Annotated in this window: 16 protein-coding genes and 1 tRNA gene; 14 read left to right on the forward strand and 3 right to left on the reverse strand. The window is 63.2% G+C overall.

All coding sequences use genetic code 11. The features are described from left to right. Positions 1 to 5 precede the first annotated feature (5 nt). The 3 genes from ACFWN2_RS18845 to ACFWN2_RS18855 are packed head-to-tail and all read left to right on the forward strand — an operon-like array spanning position 6 to position 2,338. Positions 6 to 611, forward strand: a complete 606-nt coding sequence (locus ACFWN2_RS18845) for a TetR/AcrR family transcriptional regulator (RefSeq protein ID WP_382428808.1) — start codon at positions 6 to 8, stop codon at positions 609 to 611. Then, positions 608 to 1,531 (forward strand): ATP-binding cassette domain-containing protein, encoded by a 924-nt coding sequence (locus ACFWN2_RS18850; RefSeq protein WP_382428810.1) that lies wholly within the window; start codon positions 608 to 610, stop codon positions 1,529 to 1,531. The genes ACFWN2_RS18845 and ACFWN2_RS18850 overlap by 4 nt, the downstream gene beginning before the upstream one ends. A 9-nt stretch (positions 1,532 to 1,540) precedes the next feature. Then, complete coding sequence (locus tag ACFWN2_RS18855; RefSeq protein WP_382428812.1) at positions 1,541 to 2,338, forward strand: ABC transporter permease; 798 nt, start codon at positions 1,541 to 1,543, stop codon at positions 2,336 to 2,338. Here ACFWN2_RS18855 and ACFWN2_RS18860 read toward each other — a convergent pair. After that, complete coding sequence (locus ACFWN2_RS18860; protein ID WP_382428814.1) at positions 2,335 to 4,266, reverse strand: cytochrome c oxidase assembly protein; 1,932 nt, start codon at positions 4,264 to 4,266, stop codon at positions 2,335 to 2,337. The two genes, ACFWN2_RS18855 and ACFWN2_RS18860, sit on opposite strands and share 4 nt — an antisense overlap. Positions 4,267 to 4,301: 35 nt before the next feature. Here ACFWN2_RS18860 and ACFWN2_RS18865 point away from each other — a divergent pair, with 35 nt between their 5' ends. Next, complete coding sequence (locus ACFWN2_RS18865; protein WP_382428816.1) at positions 4,302 to 4,826, forward strand: hypothetical protein; 525 nt, start codon at positions 4,302 to 4,304, stop codon at positions 4,824 to 4,826. Here ACFWN2_RS18865 and ACFWN2_RS18870 read toward each other — a convergent pair. Next, complete coding sequence (locus tag ACFWN2_RS18870) at positions 4,804 to 5,967, reverse strand: MFS transporter (protein ID WP_382428818.1); 1,164 nt, start codon at positions 5,965 to 5,967, stop codon at positions 4,804 to 4,806. The genes ACFWN2_RS18865 and ACFWN2_RS18870 overlap by 23 nt on opposite strands. Positions 5,968 to 6,038: 71 nt before the next feature. On the opposite strand from ACFWN2_RS18870, the gene ACFWN2_RS18875 reads away from it, so the two are divergent. Together ACFWN2_RS18875 and ACFWN2_RS18880 are read left to right on the forward strand one after the other, a co-directional pair. Then, a complete protein-coding gene (locus ACFWN2_RS18875; protein WP_382428820.1) occupies positions 6,039 to 7,118 on the forward strand; it encodes a LacI family DNA-binding transcriptional regulator in 1,080 nt (359 codons plus the stop codon). A gap of 129 nt (positions 7,119 to 7,247) precedes the next feature. After that, a tRNA-Arg gene (locus tag ACFWN2_RS18880) sits at positions 7,248 to 7,320 on the forward strand. Positions 7,321 to 7,357: 37 nt separating this feature from the next. Here ACFWN2_RS18880 and ACFWN2_RS18885 read toward each other — a convergent pair. After that, positions 7,358 to 7,516 carry a hypothetical protein gene (locus ACFWN2_RS18885; protein WP_382428822.1) on the reverse strand — a complete coding sequence of 53 codons (159 nt, stop codon included), beginning with the start codon at positions 7,514 to 7,516 and terminating at the stop codon, positions 7,358 to 7,360. 312 nt (positions 7,517 to 7,828) lie between these two features. Between ACFWN2_RS18885 and dpdE the strand changes: the two genes are divergently transcribed. From dpdE to ACFWN2_RS18925, 8 genes are read left to right on the forward strand one after another with little or no spacing between them, the layout of a single operon-like run. Further along, complete coding sequence (gene dpdE, locus ACFWN2_RS18890) at positions 7,829 to 11,107, forward strand: protein DpdE (protein ID WP_382428824.1); 3,279 nt, start codon at positions 7,829 to 7,831, stop codon at positions 11,105 to 11,107. Next, on the forward strand, positions 11,100 to 13,649 hold the full coding sequence (dpdF, locus tag ACFWN2_RS18895; protein ID WP_382428826.1) for a protein DpdF: 2,550 nt from the start codon (positions 11,100 to 11,102) through the stop codon (positions 13,647 to 13,649). The genes dpdE and dpdF overlap by 8 nt, the downstream gene beginning before the upstream one ends. After that, positions 13,649 to 14,503 (forward strand): protein DpdG, encoded by an 855-nt coding sequence (gene dpdG, locus ACFWN2_RS18900; protein WP_382428828.1) that lies wholly within the window; start codon positions 13,649 to 13,651, stop codon positions 14,501 to 14,503. Before dpdF ends, dpdG begins: the two co-directional genes overlap by 1 nt. After that, positions 14,496 to 17,546 carry a protein DpdH gene (gene dpdH, locus ACFWN2_RS18905; protein WP_382428830.1) on the forward strand — a complete coding sequence of 1,017 codons (3,051 nt, stop codon included), beginning with the start codon at positions 14,496 to 14,498 and terminating at the stop codon, positions 17,544 to 17,546. Before dpdG ends, dpdH begins: the two co-directional genes overlap by 8 nt. Continuing rightward, a complete protein-coding gene (locus ACFWN2_RS18910; RefSeq protein WP_382428832.1) occupies positions 17,539 to 18,225 on the forward strand; it encodes a hypothetical protein in 687 nt (228 codons plus the stop codon). Before dpdH ends, ACFWN2_RS18910 begins: the two co-directional genes overlap by 8 nt. Continuing rightward, the gene (dpdJ, locus tag ACFWN2_RS18915; RefSeq protein ID WP_382428834.1) at positions 18,222 to 22,664 is read left to right on the forward strand and encodes a protein DpdJ; all 4,443 of its coding nucleotides are present in this window, start codon (positions 18,222 to 18,224) and stop codon (positions 22,662 to 22,664) included. The genes ACFWN2_RS18910 and dpdJ overlap by 4 nt, the downstream gene beginning before the upstream one ends. Beyond that, a complete protein-coding gene (dpdK, locus tag ACFWN2_RS18920; RefSeq protein ID WP_382428836.1) occupies positions 22,661 to 23,182 on the forward strand; it encodes a phospholipase D-like domain-containing protein DpdK in 522 nt (173 codons plus the stop codon). The genes dpdJ and dpdK overlap by 4 nt, the downstream gene beginning before the upstream one ends. After that, a complete protein-coding gene (locus ACFWN2_RS18925) occupies positions 23,179 to 25,197 on the forward strand; it encodes a hypothetical protein (RefSeq protein ID WP_382428838.1) in 2,019 nt (672 codons plus the stop codon). Before dpdK ends, ACFWN2_RS18925 begins: the two co-directional genes overlap by 4 nt. The last annotated feature ends 377 nt before the right edge of the window (positions 25,198 to 25,574 follow it).

Below are 25,574 nucleotides of genomic sequence, written 5' to 3' on the forward strand. Positions count from 1 at the left end.
CGAACGTGTCAGAGGAACCACGCCGCCGCCGCGCCCCCGCTATGAGCCCGGAAGACCGCCGCGAGGCGATCGTCCAGGCCACGCTGCCGCTCGTCGTCAAGGCCGGCGCGAACGTCACCACCAGCCAGATCGCCGCCGCGGCCGGTATCGCGGAAGGCACGGTGTTCCGCGTCTTCAAGGACAAGGCGGAACTGCTCGACGCGTGCGTCGAGCGCGCGCTGCGCTCGGACGAAGAGGTCGCACGCCTCGATGCGATCCCTTCGGACGTACCGCTTGAGGAACGCCTCACGGCGGGAGTCGCCGCGTTCAGCGGCTATCTCGACCGCATGTGGGGCCTGATCGGCACGCTCCGCGAGTCCGGCTACCACCCGCACGACGACGACCACAAGAAGCACAAGGGACCGCCGATCGGCATGCAGCAGCTGTCCGACGCCGTCGGCCGCCTGTTCACCGGCGCCGACCTGCGGGTGAGCCCTGACCTGGCCGGACGGATGCTGCTCGGCACCGTCTTCACGAACCGCATGGGCTCGGGCTTCGGCCAGACCGCCGCCGAACCCGCCGCCATCGTCGAGCTTTTCCTGCACGGCGCGCTCAAGGGGGAGAAAAAATGAGTGAGCTCATGATCGAAGCGCATGAGGTGAGCAAGAGGTTCGGTGACGTGAACGCGCTCGACGGCGTGAGCGTCACCGCGAAGAAGGGCTCCGTTCTCGGCCTCCTCGGCCACAACGGCGCCGGCAAGACAACGCTGGTCAACCTCCTCACCACGATGCTGCCGCCGTCGTCCGGCAGCGCGAAGGTCGCGGGGTTCGACGTCGTGAAGCAGAGCCACGAGGTCCGCAGCCGCATCGGCCTGACCGGTCAGTTCGCCGCCGTCGACGAGCAGCTCAGCGGCCACGACAACCTCGTGCTGATCGCCCGCCTGCTCGGCGCGAGCCGCGGGCAGGCCCACCAGCGCGCGAACGACCTGCTGGAGCAGTTCGACCTGACCGACGCCGCCAAGCGCAACGCCAAGACCTACTCCGGCGGCATGCGGCGGCGCCTCGACCTGGCCGCCTCCCTGGTCGGCAACCCCGAGGTGCTGTTCCTGGACGAGCCGACCACCGGCCTCGACCCGGCCAGCCGCCTCGCGATGTGGGAGATCGTCGAGAAGCTCGTCGCGGACGGCACGACCGTCCTGCTCACCACCCAGTACCTCGACGAGGCCGACCGGCTCGCCGACCAGATCACCGTGCTGTCCCACGGGAAGGTCGTCGCGTCCGGCACGAGCGCCGAGCTCAAGGCCCAGGTCGGCCAGCGCACGGTCACCGTCACACTCGACTCGGTGTCCGAAGTGGACCTCGCGTTGAAGGCCGTCAACTCCGTGGGGCTCCACCCCGTCGCCGAGGGCCTCACGCTCACGACCCCCGTCAGCGCGTCACGCGACCTTGCGACGGTCGTGCGCGCATTGGACGACAACGGCTTGGAGGCGCACGAAATCGGCCTAAAGGAGCCCACTTTGGACGACGTCTACCTCACTCTCGCCGCGAACTAGGGGGAAATCATGGCGACCTTGACCTGGCACGGCAGCAGCTACCCGACGCAAGTCCTCGTGCTGACCGGACGTTCACTGCGCGCACTGCTGCGCACGCCCGCACTCGTCTTCTTCAGCATCCTGCAGCCGTTGATCATGCTGACGCTGTTCAGCCAGATCTTCGGCAGCATCACGTCGACGGCGAACTTCCCGGCGGGCATGAGTTACATCAACTACCTGCTGCCCGCGATCCTCGTGAACACCGCGATGCAGTCCTCTCTCGCGTCCGGCATCGGGCTCGTGCAGGACATGTCGAACGGTGTGCTCGCACGGTTCCGTTCACTTCCCATCCGCCCGAGCACGGTCCTGTTGGCCCGCAACCTGTCCGACGCGGTCCGCACCGCGTTCCAGCTGGTGCTGATGATCGCGTTCGGCGTCCTGGTGTTCGGCTTCCGCCCCGACGGCGGCATGCTCGGCACCCTCGCCGCACTGGGCCTCGCCCTGGTCGTCGGATGGGCGCTGAGCTGGGTGTTCATCGCGATCGCGGCCTGGGTCCGCAAGGCAGAGCTCATGCAGACCGTCGGCTTCCTGGCGATGTTCCCGCTGATGTTCGCGTCCAGCGCGTTCGTGCCGATCAACGGCCTACCTGGCTGGCTGCAGGCGATCGCGAAGGTCAACCCGCTGACCTACGCGGTCGACGCCGCCCGCAGCCTGGCACTCGCCCACCCCGTCACGGGAGTGGCCGGCGCGCTGGTCACGAGCGGCGTGATCGCGGCGGTCGGCGCGTTCTTCGCGGTCCGCGGCTTCCGCCGTCCGCTGTCGGTCTAACCCTTCTCGGAGATCTTCCGCAGCATCGCGTTGTAGGCCTCGAGGTCGGCGTCCCCATCGGCGTCGGCCTTGCGGTCGTACCGCTTCGCGTCTCGGCCGTCCTGCCGCGCCCACTGCGTGAGCAGCGCGACCATGACCACCAGCAACGGGATCTCCCCCGCCGCCCACGCGATGCCGCCGCCGAGCCGCTGGTCCTCCAGCAGGCTCTGCACCCACGGCAGCGAGAGGCCGCGGTAGAACTGCTCGCCGATGACGGTCGCGGAGCTCATCAGGATGACGCCGAAGAACGCGTGGAACGGGATCGACGCGAACAGCAGTCCCAGCCTGCCGAGCGGCGGCAGCTTGTTCGGTGCGGGGTCCACGCCGATCACGGGCCAGTAGAAGACGTAGCCGGCGAGGATGAAGTGCGCGTTCATCGCGAGGTGCGCCCAGTGGAACGGCAGCGCGGCCTCGAAGAGTCCCGAGAAGTACAGGGCGTAGAAGGAACCGACGAACAACGCCAGCGCCACGAAGGGGTTCGTCAGCAGCCGTGCGACCGGTGACTGCACGAAGGCCAGCACCCACTCCCGCGGTCCCGGCACCTCCTTGTTGACCGGCAACGCGCGCAAGGCCAGCGTGACCGGTCCACCCAGGACGAACAGGATCGGCGTCAGCATGGACAGCACCATGTGCGCTTCCATGTGCACGCTGAACATCGCCGGCGAGTACCGGCCCATGCCCGACGACGTCGCGAACAGCAGCGAGAAGCAGCCGCACAGCCACGCGACGGTGCGACCGACCGGCCACTTGTCACCGCGCCGGGTCAGCCTGCGCACGCCCAGCACGTACAGCGCGGCGAGGACCAGCGCGGCAGTGCCGAAGATCAGGTCGAAGCGCCAGTCGAACAGGATGGCGGCGAGCGTCGGCGGGCCGTCGAGGTCGTAGCCGATCGCGATCTCCGTACGGCTGGGCAGCTCGGTGCTGCCGCCGGGAGGGGGCGTGCGGGCGAGCGCCACGGCCAGGCCGATGGTGAACATCATCAGCAGGATCTCGAGGCCGGCGAGCTTGAGCAGGGCGTGCGGCCTGCCGTCGACCACGCCCTTCACGCCGCGTTCGCGCTGGAAGTAGCCGAAGACGCCGAGCACCAGCAGGCACGCGAGCTTGCCGAGCGTCAGCCAGCCGTAGGTGGACGTCACGAGATCGGCCGGTGTGATGCGCACGAGCGCGTTCACCACGCCCGAGACGGCCATGACGATCCAGCAGACCAGCGCGATCTTCGAGAACCTCGTCGCGGCGAGCGGGAGGTGCGCGCCGCCACGCCTGCCGTGCGCGAGCAACGCGATCAGACCGCCCACCCACAGCACGGCGGCGACGAGGTGGAACAGCAAGCTGTTCGTCGCCATGTCGTGCGAGCCGCCGGACGACGAGTGGCCCGTGACGGCGACAGGCACCAACGCGAAGATGGCGCCGAACAGCAGGACCGTCGTCCATCCCCACGTGAGCACCAGACGGCAGCCCAGCGCGAGCAACGCCACGAGGATCGCCGTCAGCAGCCACGCCTTCGACTGCTCCAGCAGCATCGCCGTCGCGACCATCTGACTGAAGGTGAACGAGCTCACCGGCCGGTCGATCGCGGCCGCCGTGGTGAACGGCACGGACAGCAGAGCGCCGACGAGCCACACCAGTGCGAAGCCCCCAGCGGTGCGCATCGCCGCGTAGCCGTCCGCTGCGAGAGTGCCGGACTTCTGCGGTGGCACGAGGAACGCCGCCAGGAGCAACGAGCCGATGGTCACCACCGCACCCGTCTCGGTCAGCACCCGCACGATCTGCACCCCGACCGGGGGGTTGCTCTCGAACGAGCTGAGCGCGACGGCGGCGAGGGCCGCCACCGCGAAGCCGATGACGACGAGGGGCACCAAACCCGTTCTGGTGGAGCGTTCGATTGGCACGACCCGGAGCCTACGACCCTCTAGTGTTGCCCCGTGTGAGACGTTCTCTCCTCCTGCTGTCCGCGCTGGTCCCGCTGACCGGCTGCGCGTACTCGGTCCAGGGCGAACCCGTCGCGGAGCCACTGCCGCCGCTCGCCATCGCGACCCCGCGCAAGACCGCCGGCGTCGACCCGTGCTCCCTGGTGACGGAGAAGGACCTCAAGCCGCTCGGCACGCTCAAGTTCAAGCCCGTCCCGCGCACCGAGCTGGCGAACTCGTGCCTGTTCACGCTCAACGAGGGCCCGTACGTGATGGTGGCGGTGCCCTACCGGTCGTTCGACGAGTCGAAGAAGTCCCAGAAGGACGGCCGCGAGGTCGAGACCTCGAAGCACGCCACGTGGCTGAGCTGCTCCCGGCCGTCCTCCGACAAGGACATGGTGTGCACGGCCACCATCGCCGTGACGCGCGACGAGTCGTTGCTGGTCGCGATCGGCATGGGCGGTGACGCCACCGAGAGCCAGGCGAGCAGGGCGCTGGAGCCGATCCGTCAGGAAGCGCTCAAACGGATGCCGTCCGCCTAGCCGCACGCCTGGCCAGCAGGGTCGTCGGGATGATCAGCGCCGTGACGAGCGCCACGAACCCGAGGGACAGCACGAGAGAGCTGACGTGGGCCAGGCCGCCCACGATCGGCGGACCCGCGAGGAACCCGCTGTAGGCGATGGTCGTGACCAGCCCGAGCTGACGCTCACCGCCGCTGCCGTCCTCGCGTTTGCCGGTCTCGCTGGCCAGGTCCATGACCACGGGGAACGAGAACGCGAGGCCCAGCCCGGCCAGTCCGAACCCGACGTACCCAGCCGCCGGCCACGGGACCAGCACCGCGAGCGCCAGCCCCGTCGCGGCGAGGCCACCACCCGTCGCGAGCAGGCGGTGCGGGCCGAGACGGCGTTGGATCGGTTCGCCGAACCACCGTGCGAGCGCCATCGCGACCGAGAAGCCCGCATAGGCGTACGCACCTGCCGCGTCGCCCATGCCACGTTCACGCACCATGAACAGCGCCGACCAGTCCGCCGCCGCTCCTTCCGCGATGGCACTGCACAGCGCGACGCCCGCCAACAGCCAGAGGACCGGGCTCTTGAGCACGTTCGCGCGTTCGGCGACTTCTTCCCTATGGCGCTCCCCTACTCCTCCGGGGATCTTCTTCGCGATGAGAACGGCCACCAGTGCACCGACGAGCGCCGCCAGGAGGAAGTGCTTCATGGGCGTCCATTGCGCCTGAGCGGCGGCGGCGCTGCCCAACGACCCGAAGAGACCACCGACGCTGAACCCGGCGTGGAACTGCGGCATCAACGGCCGTTGAAGACTGCGGACGACGACGACCGCGGCGATGTTCATCGACACGTCCATCGCGGCGATGCTCGCGCCCAGGGCGACAAGCGTCAGTCCGAACTGCAGCGGTGACTGCGACAACGCGAGCACGGGCAGAAGCAGCGGACTGAGGAGGCTGCTCCCTATCAGGACCCAACGCGACCCGTAGAGCGCACACACCCGTGCCGCCAACGGCGCCGTGAACGCCAGTCCGGCACTCGCCCCGAGCAACGCCAGGCCGAGGCTGCCCACCTCCGCACCGATCTGCTCGGCGAGCGCGGGCACGCGGGAGGCCCAAGTGCCGAAGACGGCGCCGTTCAACAGGAAGACGACGAACGTGGCCAGGCGTGGGGACATGCGCCCAGCATGACTGAAGCGCTTCAGCAACGCCAGCGGTTGAGGTGCGATCTCTCGCATACGATGCGTCCGTGGACTCCGACCGCCGACGCAGGCCGACGCTGGACACCGTCGCCGCGGCCGTCGGGGTCTCCAGGGCAACGGTGTCGAACGCGTACAACAGGCCGGACCAGCTGTCGTCGTCGTTGCGCGAACGCATCCTCGAAACGGCGCGCACCCTCGGCTACGCGGGCCCGGACCCGGTGGCCCGCTCCCTCGCGACCCGCACGTCCGCGGCCGTGGGTTTCATGCTGCCGGAGGGCCTGTCCGGCGCGTTCTCGGACCCGGCGCTGTCGATCGTGCTCGACGGCCTCGCCCAGACCGTCGACGGCCACGACCACAGCCTCGTCCTGATGCCGGGCGACTCGACGGGCGGCCCACGCCCGTCCATCGTGTCGCGCACGCAGGCGGACGTGATGGTCGCCTACTCGCTGCCGGACCACGCGCCGGCCCTGGACGCCGTGGCGGCCCGCGGCCTGCCGCTCGTGGTGATCGACCAGCCGATCCTGCCGGGCTCCGCACGAGTCGAGGTGCAGGACTACACCGGCACGTCCGCGGCAGCCGCGCACCTGCTGGAACTGGGCCACACGCGGTTCGGCGTCCTGACCTTCGCGCTGCACCCGGACGGAGCAGAGGGACCGGTCTCGCACGAGCGCCGTTCGGCCGTGCCGTTCCGCGTGAGCCGGGACCGCCTGGGCGGCTACCTCGACACTTTGGAAAAAGCAGGGGTGAAACCGGACAATGTTCCGGTGTGGGAGGCGCGCGGCAGTGATCGCGAGCTCGGACGTCTAGGCGCGCGGTGGTTGCTCACCCGCACGCCGCGCCCGAGCGCCTTGCTGTGCGCGTCGGACCAACTGGCCTTCGGCGCCCTCCAAGCGGCCCGCGACCTGAACCTGACCGTCCCGGGAGACATTTCGGTCGTCGGCTTCGACGACGTCCCCGAAGCGGCCTACAGCGACCCACCGCTGACTACTGTGCGTCAACCCCTGGCCGACAAGGGCCGCCGAGCCGGCGAACTGGCCCTGAAATTACTGGCCGGCGGCAGACCACCACGGCCGACGAGACTCGACGTTTCCCTCGTGAAAAGAGCCTCAACGGCCCCACGAACGTGATCTGAGTCACGTTTAGACTGTTTTCATCACCCGTTTGGACGTAGGGCGGAAACAGTCGATCGACTCCGGACGATGTGTCCGGTGGGGGCACCGGTGGCCACGCGTCGTGGTCACTTTCGCACCCCTCCAGCCTCTGTAGCTCAGTGGAGAGAGCGAGGGACTTCTAATCCCGAGGTCGCAGGTTCGAATCCTGCCAGGGGCGCTGGAACGAAGTAAGGCCGCTGACCTGCTAGAACAGGTCAGCGGCCTTCGTCAGGATCGACCTCTGAGCCGATCATCGAAGCTGTCACCACCAGAAACGCCGAACATGCCGAGACGGCGTACTCGTCGCTCACCCACCGGCGACCGAACGCGCCAGACAGCGCGACCATGAACGAACGTGACAGCAGACCGCGCACCCATCAGCAAGCAAGACCAAACATGCGGCGTCCGACCACTTCAAGATAAGCCGCATCCGAGCCGCCTGCGCTGACGTTGATCATCCTGATGGTCCAGTCCAATATTGACCACCTTGGACAACCCAGCAACCGGCCACGAAGCGCGGAATGCACATCAGATTCACCCATTCGCAGCAACCGTAACACCTGGCCATCGACGATCGACAATGGAAATGTCTTTCATGCATCGTGTGGCAAAGCGCGCCCCGACTCAACGATCATCTCGGATGGGCCTACTCTAGCCACGGGGAAGCTAGTGCCAGAGGGGGCAAAATGGCTGGACTTCAAGTCGGCGACTTCGTCATGCGTCACGGCACAGACGACATTGGTCGCGTTGGAGCGATCGCCGACAAAGTAAGGATTGACTACTTCGAGTCCATCTCCCAGCCTATCGCCCAATCGCTTGACGAGACCGTCCGGAACCTTCAATCTGTACTGCTTCCCGGCGGCGCGCGCGTGTTCTGGCTGAACCCGGACACCGCGGAATGGTCGGCCGGACGCGTGCTGACGAAGTTTCCGGGCGCCGTCTACGCCGTACAGTTTCCCTTCGCGCGCGAAGGGCTTCGTGTACACGGTCGCGATCTCCGGGTCAGGTGGAATCGCCCTGTCTCAAACCCCCTTCACGTTCTGACGGCCGGCGGGTGCGAATCTCCATACTTCTACGGCGCCAGAATCCCGATGTTGAAGAGCCTGATTCGCCAGCGTGCCTCCACCGCTAGCACGTCTGCTCTCGTGTCGTCTGCCGCAGAGATCTACCCCCACCAGGTACGCGCCGCTCTCACGGTGCTGTCCGACCCTGTTCAGCGGTACCTGCTCGCCGATGAGGTAGGACTGGGCAAGACAGTCGAAGCAGGCTATGTCATCCGCCAAACGCTGATCGACAGCCCAACCTCCAGGGTTGCGATCCTGGTGCCAGATTCACTGCGCAGGCAGTGGGTGCGTGAACTGAGCGAGAAGTTCTTCACCGACGACTTCCCCAGGGCTCGAATCAAGGTCCTCGCGCACGAGCGCCCAGACACTTGGAGCAACTACACGGACAACGAACTCGTGGTTGTCGATGAAGCTCATCTCCTAGTAGACGCGGATGCTCCGCACAGCGACCAGTACCAGCGACTCGCTCAACTCGCGCACTCCACGAAGCGGTTGCTCCTGCTGTCTGCAACGCCTGTGACCTCAAACCTGACCACACACCTCGGTCTGCTCCACCTCCTGGATGCTGATCTGTACAGGTGGGATGAGGCAGAGGCGTTCGCGAAACGATATGCGCTACGCGCGGAACTTGCTGACGTCGCCTACGCGCTCGATCCGTCATGGGACACGTCGTTGCTGCCGATCAACATCGACCGCATCCGACACATGCTTCCCGATGACGGACGATTGACTGAACTGTCGGAACGAGTGCTAGCCCTGCTGGATGACGAGGGAGACCTTCTCGACGAAGCGGACGAGGCTGAACTCGTTTTGCGTGTTGAGGAACTCCGTGGCCACGTCAGCGAGACCTATCGACTGCATCGACGGACCATTCGCCACCGCCGGGCGCACGTGCTCCAGGAAGACACGGACGGCGACTTCCTCCCCTACGAGGTTCGCGGCCGTCATCGACCGACCGTGCTGACCGTGCGATCTGAGGCGCAGGACGAAGCCGAAGACCTTCTCCAGGAGTGGAGGAGCGTCGTGCGAGACACGCTGATGGATGCCGGCCGCGCCGTGGAAGATCGTGCGTACGCTGCCGTCTTCGCGGTGCTGATAGGGCGCGCGGGTGGTGGAGTGAATGACCTCGCCGATGCGATGAACTGGCGTGTTCAGCGCATCGGCGGAGACACGAGCAGGCTCACCGACCGAGAGCGCACGCTTCTCACCGAGCCTCCGGTGTTGCCCCACGAGGCAAGTGTTCTGCAGCGACTCCTCAATCTCTCCACCGACGCCGGCACGTCGTGGGCGCCTGAGATCCACCGCGAGTTGGTCAGAGTCGTCCAGAAGCACGCGAGAACCGTCGTGTTCTGCGGTCCTGGTGCCCTGGCAGACGACCTCACCACGACGTTGCGCGCGCAGCATCCCAACGCTGCGATCCACAAGCACACGTTCAGCGTCCCCGCCGAAGCCCAGGAGCAAGCCCTGCAAGCCTGGAATTCAGGAACCCCCAGGCGTCCGTCGCTGCTGGTGGTCGACGATTCGGCACAGGACGGGCTGAACTTGCAGACCGCAGACGCACTGGTACATCTACGTTTGCCGTGGTCACCCAACCAACTGGAGCAACGTCTGGGACGTGTCGACAGGTTTCCCGGTACCAGCGCACAAGCTCAGCGAACTCCTGCCGACCAGTACGTCATCCTGCCGTCGACTGGGGAGGTGTCCACTCTCAAGACATGGCTCGATCTTCTCCTTGATGGTTACCGGATCTTCGACACGTCCCTCTCCACCCTTCAGGACGCGATTGCGGCCAACCTCTTTGACGTGTGGGCAGCGGCGCTGGCAAACGGGCCAGATGGCTTCAGTTCTGTGCAGGATGCGGTCGGCAAGAACCTGAGCGAAGCCCGTGTCGAGATCGACAAGATGGACATGCTGGAGTCCGTCCACGAGAAGACCGGCCAAGTGTTCGACGTGCCGAAAGCGATCGGTGAACTGGAGACCGACTGGAAGCAGATCGCTACGTCCGTGCTGCGCTACACGGACAAGGACCACGGCGGCATCAACATCCTCCGCAAGGAGGAACCCATGCGGACTGACAAGGAAGTAACCTTCCTCGTCTCGAAGTCTCGACCTCTGGTAGACCCACGTTTGCTCCGCGTGGAGCAAGGGGCCTACGGGGAACTTTCCGCCAAAGGCGTGTTCAACCGCGCTGTGGCGCAGCAACGGCCAGGTTCTCGCATCTTCCGGGTAGGTAACCCCATCATGGAGATGCTCGCCAACGTCGTTGACGGAGACGATCGTGGTCAAGCTGTCGCGCTCTGGCGGTACGACCCCCACCACACAGGATCGCCCGTGCTGTACTTCGGCTTCGACTTCATCGTAGAGGCGGATCTGACCCATGCGTTGGGACTCGTCCCCGATGCTCGCGCTGAGGTCAAGGCTCTTCGGCGGCAAGCAGATCGTCTGTTCCCACCCTTCATGATGAAGAGTTGGGTGAGCACGATCGGCTACGAGCCCGTGACAGACCCAGGGCAAGCAGCCTGGCTTGACCGCGAGTACGACGGCCAACGAGACCGAAGCGTGCACATCAACGGCTTCAGCGAGTTCATCGCAACCGTCGGCGGCCTTGCCAACTTCCAGAGCGCCGGCGAGGAAGCGGAAGCAGTCGCCCGCGAAAACCTGGAACAAGGCAGTGAACTTGTGAGCAGGTGCCGGACAGCCACTGAGGTCGCCGGACAAACCCTTCGTGTGCACCGAGCACAAGCCAAGGCCAGAGCCGCTGCAGGACGGTTGGTCAACGGCAGTGAAAGCATGCTGCTGAACAGCACGATCACTCAAGCTCTCATCGACGGAATCAGTGAGCCTGTCGTGCGAGTGGCCGCCACGACCTGCCTGGGACGGAGGGGCATCCACAATGGCTGATAGCTGGACGGGCGCGCAGACCCTCTTCAACGCCTGGCCAGATGTTCAACACAGTTGGGGAACCGGCCCTGCGCGAAGGCTGTCGGATGCCCTTCACGGTCTACAGAACGGCACCGCAGCACGCAGGGACGTCGCCGTACTCACTCGCCAGGTTCTTCTCGAAGCGGCGGCCAGAGGCAATCTCAGCGGACTGGTAGTTCCGAGGTCAGACCTGCTGCCCGCTGAATCGGACTGGTCGGCTGTCGACTGCACGATCATCCCTGCCGGGCAACAGGATCGCATCCTCGTACATCCTTGGCATCCGCCCTCGCCCTCACCGGTCGCTGCGGAGCAAGACATGGAAACGTTGGCCTTGGGGCTTGACGCGAAGTTCCCTCGACCTACGTATCCGGCTGACCCGTTCTGGCTCAGAGCGTTGCACTTCGAGCAGTACCAGTCGCTTGGACAGCGCCAAGCAGCTCGGTCAGTCGCTCTCGCGCCGCCGGGGTCCACAGTGATCATCTGTCTGCCCACGGGCCATGGGAAAACGGCAGTCATCCAGGCTCCAGGGCTGGTGGACCGAACTCAGGCTGGCCTCACTCTTGTGGTTGTTCCCACTGTCGTGCTCGCGCTCGACATGGAGCGCCGAGCACGAACCCTCATGTCCAAACACGGCATAGGCTCCGTAACAGATCGATACGCGTACGTCGGCGGCTTGAGCGACGACGACAAGCGAGCGATCCGAGACGCGGTCAGATCTGGGCGACAAAGACTGCTGTTCACGTCGCCTGAGGCGCTGGTGAGCGGCTTGAAGTACTCGGTGGCAGAAGCTGCGGCAGCCGGGACGCTCCGCTATTTCGTGATCGACGAAGCACACCTGGTTGCTCAATGGGGGACGCGGTTCCGCCAGTCCTTCCAACTCATGGCCAAACACCAGAAGAGTTGGCTTGCAGTCGCGCCTCCTGGACGAGCGCCAACAACAGTCGCTATGAGCGCTACGTTGACCGCCGATCAGATCGCGGTCCTCAGGAACCTGTTCGGTTCGCCGACGTCCACCCGTGTCATCTCCGCGGCCGAGCTTCGTCACGAACCCAGCTACTACATCACGACGTTCGACGACAACACCGAGCGCGACGCTGCCGTACTTGCAGCAGTGAGCCGCTTGCCGAGGCCGCTTGTGCTGTACGTCAGCAAGGTCGCTGACGTACCGAAGTGGGTGCACCTCCTGCGATCAAACGGATTCCGGCGCGTAACCGGAGTGTCCGGAGACTCAACTGATGAGCAGCGTCGCGAAGCTGTTCAATCGTGGGGAGGTCAGGACGCTTCGGGGCGCGCGGTGACGAAGTACGACGTCGTCGTCGGCACTTCGGCATTCGGCCTTGGCGTCGATGTGCCGGACGTGCGAACCGTGATCCACGCTTGTCTGCCGGAGTCGCTTGACCGCTACTACCAGGAGGTCGGTCGCGGCGGACGAGATGGCTCACCGTCCACCGCGGTCCTGATGACCGCGGCCGGTGACGAGCGCACAGCCCTGGCACTGGCCGATGAAAAGATCATCGGACCTGCAAGGGCGCTAGAACACTGGAAAGCGATGATCGACAGCGCGAAAGAACTAGGTCCTGGCCGCCACCGTCTCGATCTCAACAGCTACCACTCCAGGTTTGACGAGCCGACAAAGACATATCGAGACTGGAACGTTCACGTACTAAATCTGATGGAGCAGGCCGGAATCCTCCAAATGTCGCTTCCAGAGCCCCCGAAGCGCACCCCTGAGCAAAACATCGACCAGTGGTACGAGCAGCTCAACGAGTTTGAAAGAACATCAAGCGAATACATCGACATATCCTTGCTCAACAATCCCGGCAGCGATGACGAGTTCGCGAAGAGAGTCGGCCGCGTACGCGATGTGATCAAACGCGGTCAACGCAAAGCGATTGACGGAATGACCAGAGTTCTTGACGGCGATCGATGCATTGGCGAAACACTCGCGAACTACTACCGAAGCTCCGATGTAAACGTTGCCATCAACTGTCGAGGGTGCCCATGGTGTCGCACCCACAGAAGCCTTGGCGCGGAAGGATTTTACCGCCTCTCGGAAGAGCCCGGTCCAGTGGTGCCGCACACGGGAGAAGGTGAAGCCCTACCACTGGCCCGCCTTCGGTCGAGCAATTCATGGCTCAGCATTTGGTGGCGAGACGACCGAGAGTTCAGCACGTTCATACCGAGATTGCTGACACGCCTCGTCCGCAACGGGATTGCCGTACTGAGCGGACCAGGTGCTTCGGCGCCACTCTGCTCAGCCATCCAACAAGACTCATCACTGACCGCCGTGATCAGAGATGAGGACGAGGACTTGCTTCGCTCCTATGCCGGACCCGTGTTGTGGATCGGCACCCCCGAGACCGTTTCACTGCCGGATGACCTCGTGTCTCGTTTGACATCGACCGACATCACTTATGTGGTGCACCCTGCTCACTCAGAGCTCCCAGATAAGCCGGGCACTCCGCTGAACCAGCTCCACAGCTCGACAATTTCCGCTCACGCCGCATGGGAGATGCTCTGATGGCGATCCTGAACGTCGACAACGCACTCCCTTCGCAGTTGTGGACCGCGATCCGGCTATTCTCAGGAAATAACGGTATCGATGCCGAACAGGCTCACGAACTCCTCAGCCCGAATTCGCTATCCGGATCATCGCATTTTCAGCGAACGTTGAGAACTCTGGAAAAGCTTGAAATCGTCACGAAGGATGAGCAAGGCAAACTGCACTTGAAGTACCAACCGGACTCAACAGCCGAGCTTGCTCGGCTACTCCGAACAGTGTTGCTCGACGCCGACAGAAACAGCGATCTGGCCGCACATCCAAACCGTGACAGCAGAGACCTCACGATCATCTTGTGCTTCTTTCTCTCCTCTGACCCACTAGGTCCTCCCGTCACGGCAAGCACAGCAAATGATTTCATGAGCAACTCATTCTCTGTTGAAGAGACCAATGCAAATCCGAACGACACCAGGTGGAATTCCTTCGGGCGTTGGGCACACGCATTGGGATTGGGTACTCCGCCACTCTTTCCTTCAGCAGGCGCGAGGCCAATGGTGGCTGATTGCACCTCAGCGGTCCGCGACGTCCTCCGTCATGCCCCGAGTCTCGGATCCGCAGTCGACACCGTGCGGTTGCTGCGCGAGCAGATCCCGGTTTTGCCAGGCGGCAAGTTCGCGTCTGAGCTCCACATCGGACATCCAGGAGAGTCGGTTGTCGACGCCGCGCTTTCGTACGCATTGCTCCGCGGAGAAAGCGAGAACTGGCTGACCTTGGGCCGATTCGCAGATGCTTCTCGGACCGTAACTCTTGCGGATCCTGATGAACCCGGCCGACGGGTAAGCGATATCGCGTACAGGAAGGAATCAGATGAGTAATAAATTCACCACGTACGCGTGCTGGGATCTTGAGGACGCCACCAACACGATCAACACCGAAGCCGTCAGCCCTCCAAAGTCTATCTTCCTGGCCACACATGCCCCGCTGCGAATTCGCCGTTCAAAGCTGAATGGCGGAACCCGAGATGATGCCAAGTCACTCGTTCAGGAGAACACGACGGTTGACGAGAAAACCGTGCTCAAAGACTTTACTGAACACGTGTCAGACACAGGTGCACTACTTGTGCCTGTGGTCGGCGATTCCGGCTCAGGAAAGTCACATCTGGTGCGATGGATCTACGAAAAAATTCCCAAGGCGGAAAACCGGAAGATCATCTACCTGGAAAAGGGCAAGACGAGCCTGAAAGCAGTCATCCGGGAACTTCTTGTCGACCTCGACACTGACCGCGGCGCAGAGCTGCGCGCGGGCATCGAGCGATTCACTGAGAGCCGCGACACTCCAGCCCTTGCGCGCGAGCTGCTGAACAGCCTCGAAGAGGAACTAGCTGCTACATCCTCACAAGGACTTTCTGGCGCCGCACGAACTTTGCGAGGCCCAAAAGGTCTCGCAGTCATTCTGCAGGACCCACACGTCCGCGAGTACATGCTCCAGCCGGCGCGATTCATACCCCAGATGGCAGACCGCCTCCTCCACGATCGCAACGGCGGTGATGATCGGCCTGAACGCTTCACGACAAGCGATCTTCCGATCAACTTCGGCGAAGTCAAGAAGACTGCGGAAATCACTCGACAGAAACTTGCCATGCTGTCGGCAATGCCGGAGCTGCAAAGCGCTGCTGTCGACCTTCTGAACGAGCTCCTCGAAAACGCGGTGAAGAAGTCGTTCAACCTCGGCGCCGGCAGCCTCATTGAGGCAATGAACGAGGTACGGAAAGAGTATTCTGCGAAAAACAAGGAAATTGTTCTCCTCATCGAGGACTTCGCGTTGATTCAAGGAATGCAACGCGAGCTGCTCGACGCCATGATCGAACCCGCTAAAAGAGGCGGCGTAGAGGTGCTGGCACGTATTCGCACGATGATGGCGGTAACAACCGGCTATTTTCGCGACCTCCCAGAGACTGTCCTCACACGACTTCACGCTACCCTGGGTTACGTATACGACCTGGATGCCCCCTTCAGCGAAAACGACGAGGGAGACGACTACATCGCCTCGTTCGCGGCCCGCTACCTGAATGCCGCAAGAGTGGGCGCACAGGCATTTGAGGGAAGCCCCGATGAAACCCCGAACAAGTGTAACGACTGCGCATTCAAGAGCGCGTGCCACTCTGCGTTCGGAGCGTCATCCGAAGGCTACGGACTTTACCCCTTCAACCGCTCCGCTTTGCGTCGTGCAGTACATTCAACCGCCCCCATCGAAAATCAGTACAAGTTCGTCCCACGCGCAGTATTGGGCGGCGTGATCAAACCAGCACTTATCGATTATCGACACGACATCGTAAATGGTGATTTTCCACCTCCTCGCTTCCGCGATGACTTCAAACTGGCCAAGATCGACCAGGCGGTCCCCAACTCCACACTTGCAAGAATCGATCAGCAGCGGCCAGAAGATGTAGTTCGCCACACGTTGTTTGCGGAATTCTGGGGCGATGCACAGGATGTCATCCCCACTGAGTCGGCGATGCGCACCGCCTTTGCTATTCCTGAACTCAGCGGCTCTCCGACGACACAAACCAAAAACACGCCAACGCCAGTCGCGTCCACAAACCCGATTCATACTTCCACTGACAGGCAGCAAATATCACCCGCTCTCGCCACGAAACTGCAAAACATTGACAACTGGGGCAAGCGCGGAGAACCACTGGAACAGGACACGGCCCGCGATATTCGCACCATCATCGCAGAGGCTGTCGCATATCGTTATTCCTGGATCAACCCGCTCATGAGAGAACGCAGCAAGGGAGCCTGGGAAAAGGTCTGGGACAACAAGGGTGGCACCGTGTACATCGAGAAAGCGAAGGGACAACTCAACGCAAGCGCCGAGAATGCCCCCATCAAGTTCAGGAGAACCTCCAGGAACAGTCTATTTTTTCAATCCATCCTACGAGCAAAAGTCAATTTGACGCACACCGCGGCCGACATGCGCAGGCTCGCTACCATCGCGGAGAAGAAGGCGGACGCGTTCACCGCTGTTTTGCAGACCGCGTGGGCCATCACAGATCAAGACCTGGTACTCGGCCTTCGCGCATCACTCATCGGAGCCGCTCTCGCTGGCCGGGCTTGGCCTGGAATGAGCACCTCACAGCTACTTGACGCGAGCCTGCACGATGGAAAGGGCTGGAACCGAGGCGACCTGGACAGCCGGGTTCCAGCCTGGGAGCAGAACCTGCAGGGACACCTCGTCCACCGTCCTGATCTGGTGAATCAGATCAGAGATGCTGTCGGAGTTGCCCAGGGCACTGGTGCAACAAAGATGATTGACGCAACCCGACTCCTGCCCCTGCTGGAGATGGCAGCGAGCTCGTGGGAGTGGTTGCCGCCTTCTCAAGATGCTGTTCCCTCGTGGGTGAAGCCCGCTGTCAAGGGGTTCTCGCTGCTGCAGAGAGACGTGGACCAGCAGCTGGAGGTTCTGAAAGACGCACTTATCGGCCTCAGAGCCCGTGTAACAAGAGGAAGTAACGGTTCGGTCGTGATCGCGGCGGTGCGCGATGCCATGAACAAGGCCCGGCCTGCCGGCATTGATCTGCCAAGCGCGACCGAAAAGTCTATTGACGCAACCGGGCATGAAGCCAGCACTCGCAATTGGGGAGCGATAACCGAATTGGAGGACGAATTGCATCGGTTGTTGTCCGCCAATGAGGCCAAGAGCCCAGGCCTGAAGTTGGCATTGGCAGCCAAAGATCGCGGCGATGACCTCACGGCGATTTCACGGTTCCTCTCCGAAAGCGAAAACTGGTTGGACAACGCGCTCCGCAACGCGGCGCTACGGACCGGTAACCACGACGACTCAAGCTCGCAGAGCATCAAGAGTGTGATCGCCGAGTGGGAAGACATCATCAAGGTTGAAGAGGTCGACCATGGCTGACACGGTCCTGGACAAGGCCAACCGGCTCAAAGGTGAGGCTCGAAGACTCGCCGATGGCGCTGAAGGCATGCGGCAGGCCACACGCATCAGTGAGCGGGTGACGAAGCTCCGAGACTCGCTGCAGAGCCTGGCAAGACAGGTCACCTTGGCCAAGTCGGTGAACAGCGCGATCGGCGCACCCCTGGTAGATCTCTCCGGGCTCAGCGCGGGGCTGGAGGACTTCAAAAAGAAGGCCGAAGCCTCCCCCAACCCGCTCGATCCGGTGTTCAAGGCTGCGCGTACAAAAGTCGAGACACTGACCAATCGGCTGCGTGATCGGACGCTCGAGGTGTGGCAGAGGTGGGCAACCGCGCGAGTCCAGGACTTGCCCTATGGGAAGCTGCCGATGCTCAACGTGGATCAGCAACCTGCAGCCCGCTCGAAGAAGCAGGACCTCGACCGGATGATCACGAAGTCGGACCTGAACTCGAGCGATGTACGCGTGTTCAGGACGACCTTGGAGACTCTTGGCGAGCTGCTCGGGACTGCAAAGGACGTTCCTGCCGAACTCGCCGCCGTGCTCGATCGCCTGGCGCGGACGCCGAGCCCAAGACTGGCTGACGTGTCGGACGACGAGATCCGGTTGCTGCGATCGGCGGGGCTGGACACCGAGATCGCTATGAAGAGGACTGGTGGATGACAGGCTGGAAAGACGTCTTTGTCAACGACGTGTTGTCAGCGCTTGAAGACTTGGAACTTCCGCTGCTGTCGTGGGGTGTGACAGGCGGTGTCATCTCGCAGGACGAGGTGGACGCAGTCGTCGAGCTGCTGCTGCGTGAGCACGAAGACGCGCCCGTGAGCGCTTCAGTTACAGACGTCCGGGCTCACCTCATCAGCAAGGCTTTGATATATCCCGCCGAAAGTGACGTCTCATCTGCCTACCGCACACGCCTTGGCGAGGCCTTGCGGCTGACGACGAGTCTGCGACAACTCTTCAAACCGAGTTGGTCCCGCGCGGACGAACCTCAATGGTGGCTTGAGGGGAGACGCCTGGTCGCTGACTACAGGTTGCACGTAGCTCCACGACGTTATCCGGAGCGGAACGTGACCTTGACCGAAGCCTTGAAAGAGCTTCGATCCGCTCCTGGCTGGGACGACGCCCAGGACGATGTAGCAAAAGCTCTCATCGGCAGCAACGACCTGGCTGGATTCCAGGTTCGTGCGACGCGGACCGTCTTCTCAAGGCTCTCCGGTAGCCGATCGAGCGGCGTGATCGTCGGCGCCGGCACCGGCAGCGGCAAGACCATCGCCTTCTACCTGCCTGCCTTCGCCGCGATGACCACGCCCACGCGGAAGCGCGTGCACACGCTCGCTCTGTACCCGCGGATCGAGCTTCTGCGTGACCAGCTCGGCGAAGCTTTGCGCACCGCCGAACGTCTCACCCCTGCTTTGTCACCCCGCAGGCGTCCTCTTCGTATTGGCGTGTTGTTCGGCGCAACCCCTACCGCACCAAACACAGTCGGTAAAGGAAAGGCTGCGTGGCGAAGCACTACAGCGGGTTTTGTCTGTCCATACGTCGACTGCCCGCGTTGCGGTACGGGCGAACTGATCTGGGCGAACACCGACCGGATGGCAAACCCGCCGAAGGAAGTACTTCGGTGCGTGAAGTGCGCCTACCGGTCGGAGCCAGGCCAGGTGGCGCTCACTCGCAGGAGCATGCAGGCGAACTACCCGGACTTGTTGTTCACCACTACTGAGATGCTGAGTCGCACGAGTGCCGATCCAGACATGGGCGCCCTTCTCGGGTGGCAACCAGGATCTGCTCCCGACGTGGTGCTGCTTGACGAGGTGCACACGTACGTCGGCATGCACGGAGCCCAGGTGGCGCTCATGCTCCGACGTTGGCGCCACGCGAATCCCCGCAAACCGATCACGTTCGTGGGCCTGTCGGCGACATTGCGCGACAGTGAGCGGTTCTTCGTTTCCCTCACAGGGCTCGACCCTGCCGATGTCGAATCTGTCGAGCCGGCGCCCAACGAACTGAAACGAGAAGGGCGGGAGTACTCGATCGCCCTACGCGGCGATCCCGTGTCGGGCGTGAGCCTTCTCTCGACGTCAATCCAGACCGCGATGTTGTTCGGCCGGCTACTCGACGCCGAGCAGTATCTCTTCGGAACAACCGGTTTCGTGTTCACCGACGACCTCGATGTGACGAACAGGTTCTACGACGACCTGCGAGACGCCGAGGCCGGACAGACTCGCGCAATGCGACCTACTCCGGGCAAGCCGGTCCTGGCGGCCTTGCGTAGCAGAGAAGCACCGCAGAAGCTCGAACGAGATCGGGACGGTCAAGACTGGGGCATCACGCAGAAAATCGGGCGTCCGCTGTCCAAAGACCTCCACCAACGCCCGCTGCGGATCGGACGGACGTCGTCTCAAGACGCGGGAATAGCGCATGACGCCGACCTGACCGTGGCGTCGCCGTCACTGGAAGTCGGAGTCAACGATCCCCGGGTCGGCCTTGTCATACAGCACAAGGCACCGCGGAACTCCGCCGCGTTCATCCAGCGCCGGGGACGAGCCGGTCGACGCCGGAACACTCGCCCTGTCACCGTGGTGACGTTGTCGGACTACGGGCGCGACCGCCTGGCTTACCAAGCGTACGAAAGCCTCTTCGCTCCCGAGGTCACAGCTCCACGGCTGCCTGTCAAAAACCGGTTCATTCTCAAAATCCAGGCAACGCACGCACTCATCGACTGGCTCGGTGTACAACTGAGAAGGCGCCGTGTGACCGCAGATCCACGGCGGACGATGCGCGCACCGTCACCTGAGACGGCCACGAACGAAATCGTGGCCAAGTACCTCGTCGACTTCCTCAAAGCCGTTCTCGAGGAGGACACGGCCCGGGACTCCTTGACGAAGCATCTCCAGAACGCCTTGAGCCTCAGTACGAGTGACTTGGAGGCCGTGATGTGGGAGCCACCTCGTTCATTGATGCTATCCGTTATTCCGACAGCTTTGCGACGGCTGGAGAGCGGTTGGCAGGCCCTCCGCGAAGATCCCGGTGCGTATCCCGGGTCCTTGCTCCCGGAGTTCGTCACCACGGCGCTCTTCGATCAGCTCAACCTGCCCGAGGTGACCTTGTCACTGCCTTTCGGTCAGGCGGATGAACCGGAGAAGCTGGGTATCGGGCACGCCCTGCGCGAGGCCGTTCCCGGCCGGGTGAGCAAGCGCTACGGGGTGAAGAAGGACGATGATCGCACGTGGGTAGCGCCACCAGTGGACACGAACCTCCTGGAACTTGAGACGTTCGTCAGAAACGGCTTCCGCCGAGGTACGTGGCAGCCAGTCGGTGGCAACGAAGTGGATGTCGTGCGCCCGCTGGAGCTCAGGCTCACCAAGCCAGATCCCAAGGTGCAAACCCGATCGCACGGTGCCCCGGTGTGGGGAACCGAGATCGTCGTGCCACACACCACAGCGCCACACCCCGGCGACATCCCATCGCCGTCTCGCTGGCACAGCCGTGTGAAGGCCATCGCCTTCTCGTCCCACTCAGCTGGTAATCCGATCGAGGTTCGACGGATGTCGCTCGGTGCTGACATATCGGTCGCCTACGACGGAGGTCGTGAAGATCAACGCCAGATCAGCTACGTTCTGAACGGACGACCGGCCGCGCTCGGTTTCGACCTGGAAGCGGACGGAATTCAGTTCACCTTCGCCCCGTTGGACGTTAGCGCCGACGCCGTACAGGCCCACCTCAAGTCTCCACAGTGGAGGTCGTTCGCGTTCTTCCACACTCTGGTCGATGATCAGGTGCTGTGTGAGGTTTCGAACCGATTCAAGCGAGAGTGGCTCGCACACATCTATCTCACGGCGTTCGCACTGGCGGGAGCGAACGGCAAACCACCTGCCGATGTACTGCGGGACCTCTCTCGCGGCAAGTGGTTGGCTGACCTCCGAGAGATCTTGACCGTCATGTACCGCGGCTCGGCCGACAACGGATCGGAACACACGACCACCGACCGGCTCGTACGGGGCATGATCGAGCTCACCGCTGATCAGGTCGTGGTCGACGCTGTCGAGCGTGTGGCCGAGTTGCTCATCACGGAAGACATCGCCGCGCGCACCGCGGAACTGGCACACCGCGCGTACAGGGAGACGCTCGCTGCTGCGATTCTCTCCGCTTCGATCCGGGCATGCCCTGACGCGCAGGACAACGACCTCGCAGTCGACATTTTTCCTTCTGCCGGCGTCGACGGTGCTGACGTCGTCTGGTTGACGGAGACAGCTCCGGGCGGCCTCGGTGTCGTGGAGTACCTGATCCGCTACTACAGCGAGGATCCCCGTCGCTTCTGGACCTTGGTCGACTCGATCCTCGGGCCCAGCGTGCACGAGTACGTCGACGGAGCAGTCGTACGTCTGCTGCGGAACGTCACGACTGAACCTTCAGGAGAGGCGGCTCAGGCGATGCGGCGACTGCGGCAAGCCGGGTCTGCGCATGAAGCCGACTCTGCACTCGCCGATTTCAGAGCCGCGTGGACGAACCTGGACGGCCCCCCTCGCCGTGCCGCTGTCGGCGTCGCGTCCACTCGCCTGTTGCGTCCTGGTTCGGACGGCGGGAGCGACACCGCAGCGATGGAGTTGATCGACGATTGGGACCGCCTGGAGACAGCGCTGGGCATTGAGGTGGACGCCAGGGTCATCGCCTACATCGCTGGAAAGAGGTCTGACGCGCGCAGCACCACACGAAGCCTCAACGCGGACCAGGCATTCAGCTTGCTCTGGCTTCGCGGCCAACTGGCGCGCAACCAGCACTTGCACTACTTCCAGCCATTTGCGCCAGAGGCGATCATCGACCGTCTGCTGGTTGCCGCAGCGCACACCGATCGCGTTCAGAAGGTCTCACTGTCCGCTCACGACTGGATGGAGAGGTATCGCGAGGTGCTGGCTCAGGACGCGGAAGTTGACCTCGTGTCTGCAGGGGACGACAGCGGTCGCGTGGCAGCGGAAGCCCTGTATCAAATACCGGCGATCGCGATCGACCGCGATGTACTGCGACTTTACGGCGAGGTCCGCAGCGTCACCCGGCACGCCGGCGAGATGGTCATCCGCGTGGAGATCCGGGAGGCCATCCAGTGAACACGACGCCACGGACGATCCGTATCGGCGATGGCACAGGTATCCGCATTCGGCCACTACTCCGGTCTGTGCTGCTTGCGGAACTTCTTGCCCCGAGTCCTCAGTTGTGGCTGGTTTCTCCTTGGATCACCGACGTCGACGTCATCGACAACAACTCAGGAGAGTTCGATGCCGCCTTCGGTGATGACTCGGTCACCGTATGCCGGTTGTCCGACGCCTTGGGAAGGATCTGTACCAGTGGCGCAGATCTGCACGTCGTGGCACGTCCAGACCAGCACAACGATCGGTTCATCGATCGATTGACCACCCAGGCACCAAACGACCGCTTGACGATCAGCCTCGCACCTGAAATTCATGAGAAGACCTTCTGTGGCAAAGACTGGATGCTCACCGGCTCGATGAACTTCACCGTGCGTGGCATGGTGTTCAACGACGAAGCTGTGACGTACAGCGTCGGCGGCGCTCAGCCAGGACAAGCACGGCTCGATCTGGAACGCCGATGGGGTGCCGCCACGTGAACTCGCGCACGATTGAGCCGGCACGAACGTCGGCGAGTCTGCAAAACTTGCTCCGCGAGTTCTTCTCGGCATCGCACAACGACGCGTGGCCCGACATGGCGGCGGGCGGCTGGGAAGCTCGCGTCAAGCCGTTCGTGGACCAGGCTTCCAGCGGCGCAAACGCGCTCATCGTGTTGCCATGGTTGCGAAAAGCCACCGACGAGTTCGTGATGTACGTGATCGCGCCGGCAAGAGCCGATGTCGTGAAGACCTCCCTGCTGATCACCGCGTTCGCAGGCCACTCGTACATCAGGGACGACTCTGACTCCCGTCCGGCAGTGATGGATCCCGACAATCCAGTTGAGCGCGCCGTACTCGAGTTTTGCGGTCCTGGCGTCACGTTCAAGCTTCGAACCCAAGACACTCGCATCGATCGCAGCCGGCTCACCGACTCGCTCATGCGGATGCAGAGCACCGCTGCGAGTCGCCCGCCGCGGTATTGGCGAGTGGTCAAGCCCACCGGCAGGTTGCTGGCGGAATTCGACAGCGCGCTGGCAGCGGGTGGGGAGCAAGCGTCCGCAGATCTGCTTGGTCAACTCCAGGCCAAGGGTGGACTTGACGCGACAAACCTGGCGTTCCTCAACATCAAGCGCCTGAACAGGCTAGGGCGAGACGCTGACATCCTCTCGTTGCCGCGTTTGGAGGACGTTGTCCGCCAGTCTCCTCCAGCTCCGGTCCGAGACGCCATTCTGGAAGCGATCTACTGCACAGTCATCGCCGAGCACCTCGACGCAGGCGAGTTCGACGCCGCGTTGACTGCACTTCGCTGGCATAACAGCGACGTGCGCGGCTTGTTCGACGGCGAACCTCGGCACCGTTCCGCTGAATCGTCGGCAGTCGACGTGATGGTTTGCATCCTTCGCGCTGATACCGAGCGGCTCGCTCGGCTGAGGGCATTCGCGGTTGAAGACGGACACATCGCCCAACTGCCAGGTGCTCTCACCAACGAGATGGCAACCCTCCTCCCATCGGCTGCCTCCGCTCAGCAGTCGATCGCGGACGCAGCAAGTGAGGTGCTCGCACCAGAGTCCTGGCTAGACCTGGTGCAAGCGGCGTCCACAGATCCCTCCAGCTTCAAGACCGCACTAGAACAAGAGACGTGGATCAAGTGGAGTTCTCCTGCCGCAGCTGATGATCAGATCGCAGCCGTGCTCGACGACCTCACGCGCACCGCGGCAGATCGAGTCTGGGATGCGGCCGGAGCGTTCATCAACGCGCTGGGAGCAGACGGAACCGCACCTGCCTCCGCGACCTCGTTCATCGGTAACGCTCTTTTCTGTGACAGGTTCGGTCCAGGTGACCTGCTGGCTCTCCACGCGCTGGTAAACGTCGTGTTGCGGGCAGGGCCGAAGTCAGATCGGTACCAGCAACTGCTGGAGGACATCGGCGCAGAGTGTGATCGTTGGGTGGCTGTCGATCGCGCGCTGATCATTCTTGACATGGTGGACTCGCTGATCGTCGCGGCTTGTCCCAACGAGGCAGCACGCTCGGCTTTCGCTTACCGAGTTCTTGGGCCGCTCGCCATCCACGGGTCCAGGCTGGACGATCACACCCTTGGCTTCGCTCGACAACTGACGACCGAACTGAACCTGGGTCTGCAATGGACCTTGGCGGACGAACCGTCTCTTCGCGCTACGCCAGACGCGGAGAACTGGCGGTCTTCGCAAGCGTCATTGTTGTTGTACTCGTTGGACGAGAAGGTGCTCGCACGAGCAAGCGAACGACTGCAGTTCGAAGCCCCGAACGTGAGGCTCGTCCTTCGGTCAGATCACGTGGGCGGGCCACAACTCCGCCAACACGTGCGAAACGCCGACGCGGTGGTGATGGTGACCCGGTGCGCGACTCACGCGGCCACCGGTTTCATCAGTCAGCACATCGCGCAAGACCGAATCGCCTACGTGGAAGGAGCAGGTTCGGCCTCCGTGCTGCAGACCGCGATCGCCCAGATCAAGAAACTCACGGAGAACGTGCTCTAGCGCGCCGAGTAGCCAGTGGGTTCAGCACCTGCCCACGAAGTTCGGCCGGCAATCACCGGCATCACGGCCTCTTCGGGGCAGGCGCGAGCAGGCCTTCCCCGAAGAGGCCGTCCACTTCGACGCGGGTGAGTCGACTCACGTGCTCGCATCCGACGGCAGGTACGCCGCGTGGCGTCCGTTTCACGTTCCGTACAAGGCGGTTACATCAACCGCAGAGCCGCCTCGCCTCGTCTGTGCTGCGTCGCCGAACTGCGACGCAGGTCAGCAGGATTTTTCCCCGACACGTCTCGAACTCCCCAAGATCATCAGCTCCCGCGCTACAGTTTCCAGGACAGTCGATGCCCGAAAACTACATGCGACCAATCAACTCCAGGCGC

It is taken from the genome of Lentzea sp. NPDC058436 (assembly GCF_042721515.1).
Classification (GTDB): Bacteria; Actinomycetota; Actinomycetes; order Mycobacteriales; family Pseudonocardiaceae; genus Lentzea.

Excerpts from the sequence above, each read along its gene's own strand:
- dpdH (WP_382428830.1), top strand. The coding sequence starts at position 14,496 with ATGAGTAATAAATTCACCACGTACGCGTGCTGGGATCTTGAGGACGCC.
- ACFWN2_RS18910 (WP_382428832.1), top strand. The coding sequence starts at position 17,539 with ATGGCTGACACGGTCCTGGACAAGGCCAACCGGCTCAAAGGTGAGGCT.
- dpdE (WP_382428824.1), top strand. The coding sequence starts at position 7,829 with ATGGCTGGACTTCAAGTCGGCGACTTCGTCATGCGTCACGGCACAGAC.
- ACFWN2_RS18855 (WP_382428812.1), top strand. The coding sequence starts at position 1,541 with ATGGCGACCTTGACCTGGCACGGCAGCAGCTACCCGACGCAAGTCCTC.
- dpdJ (WP_382428834.1), top strand. The coding sequence starts at position 18,222 with ATGACAGGCTGGAAAGACGTCTTTGTCAACGACGTGTTGTCAGCGCTT.
- ACFWN2_RS18870 (WP_382428818.1), bottom strand. The coding sequence starts at position 5,967 with ATGTCCCCACGCCTGGCCACGTTCGTCGTCTTCCTGTTGAACGGCGCC.
- ACFWN2_RS18850 (WP_382428810.1), top strand. The coding sequence starts at position 608 with ATGAGTGAGCTCATGATCGAAGCGCATGAGGTGAGCAAGAGGTTCGGT.
- dpdF (WP_382428826.1), top strand. The coding sequence starts at position 11,100 with ATGGCTGATAGCTGGACGGGCGCGCAGACCCTCTTCAACGCCTGGCCA.
- dpdG (WP_382428828.1), top strand. The coding sequence starts at position 13,649 with ATGGCGATCCTGAACGTCGACAACGCACTCCCTTCGCAGTTGTGGACC.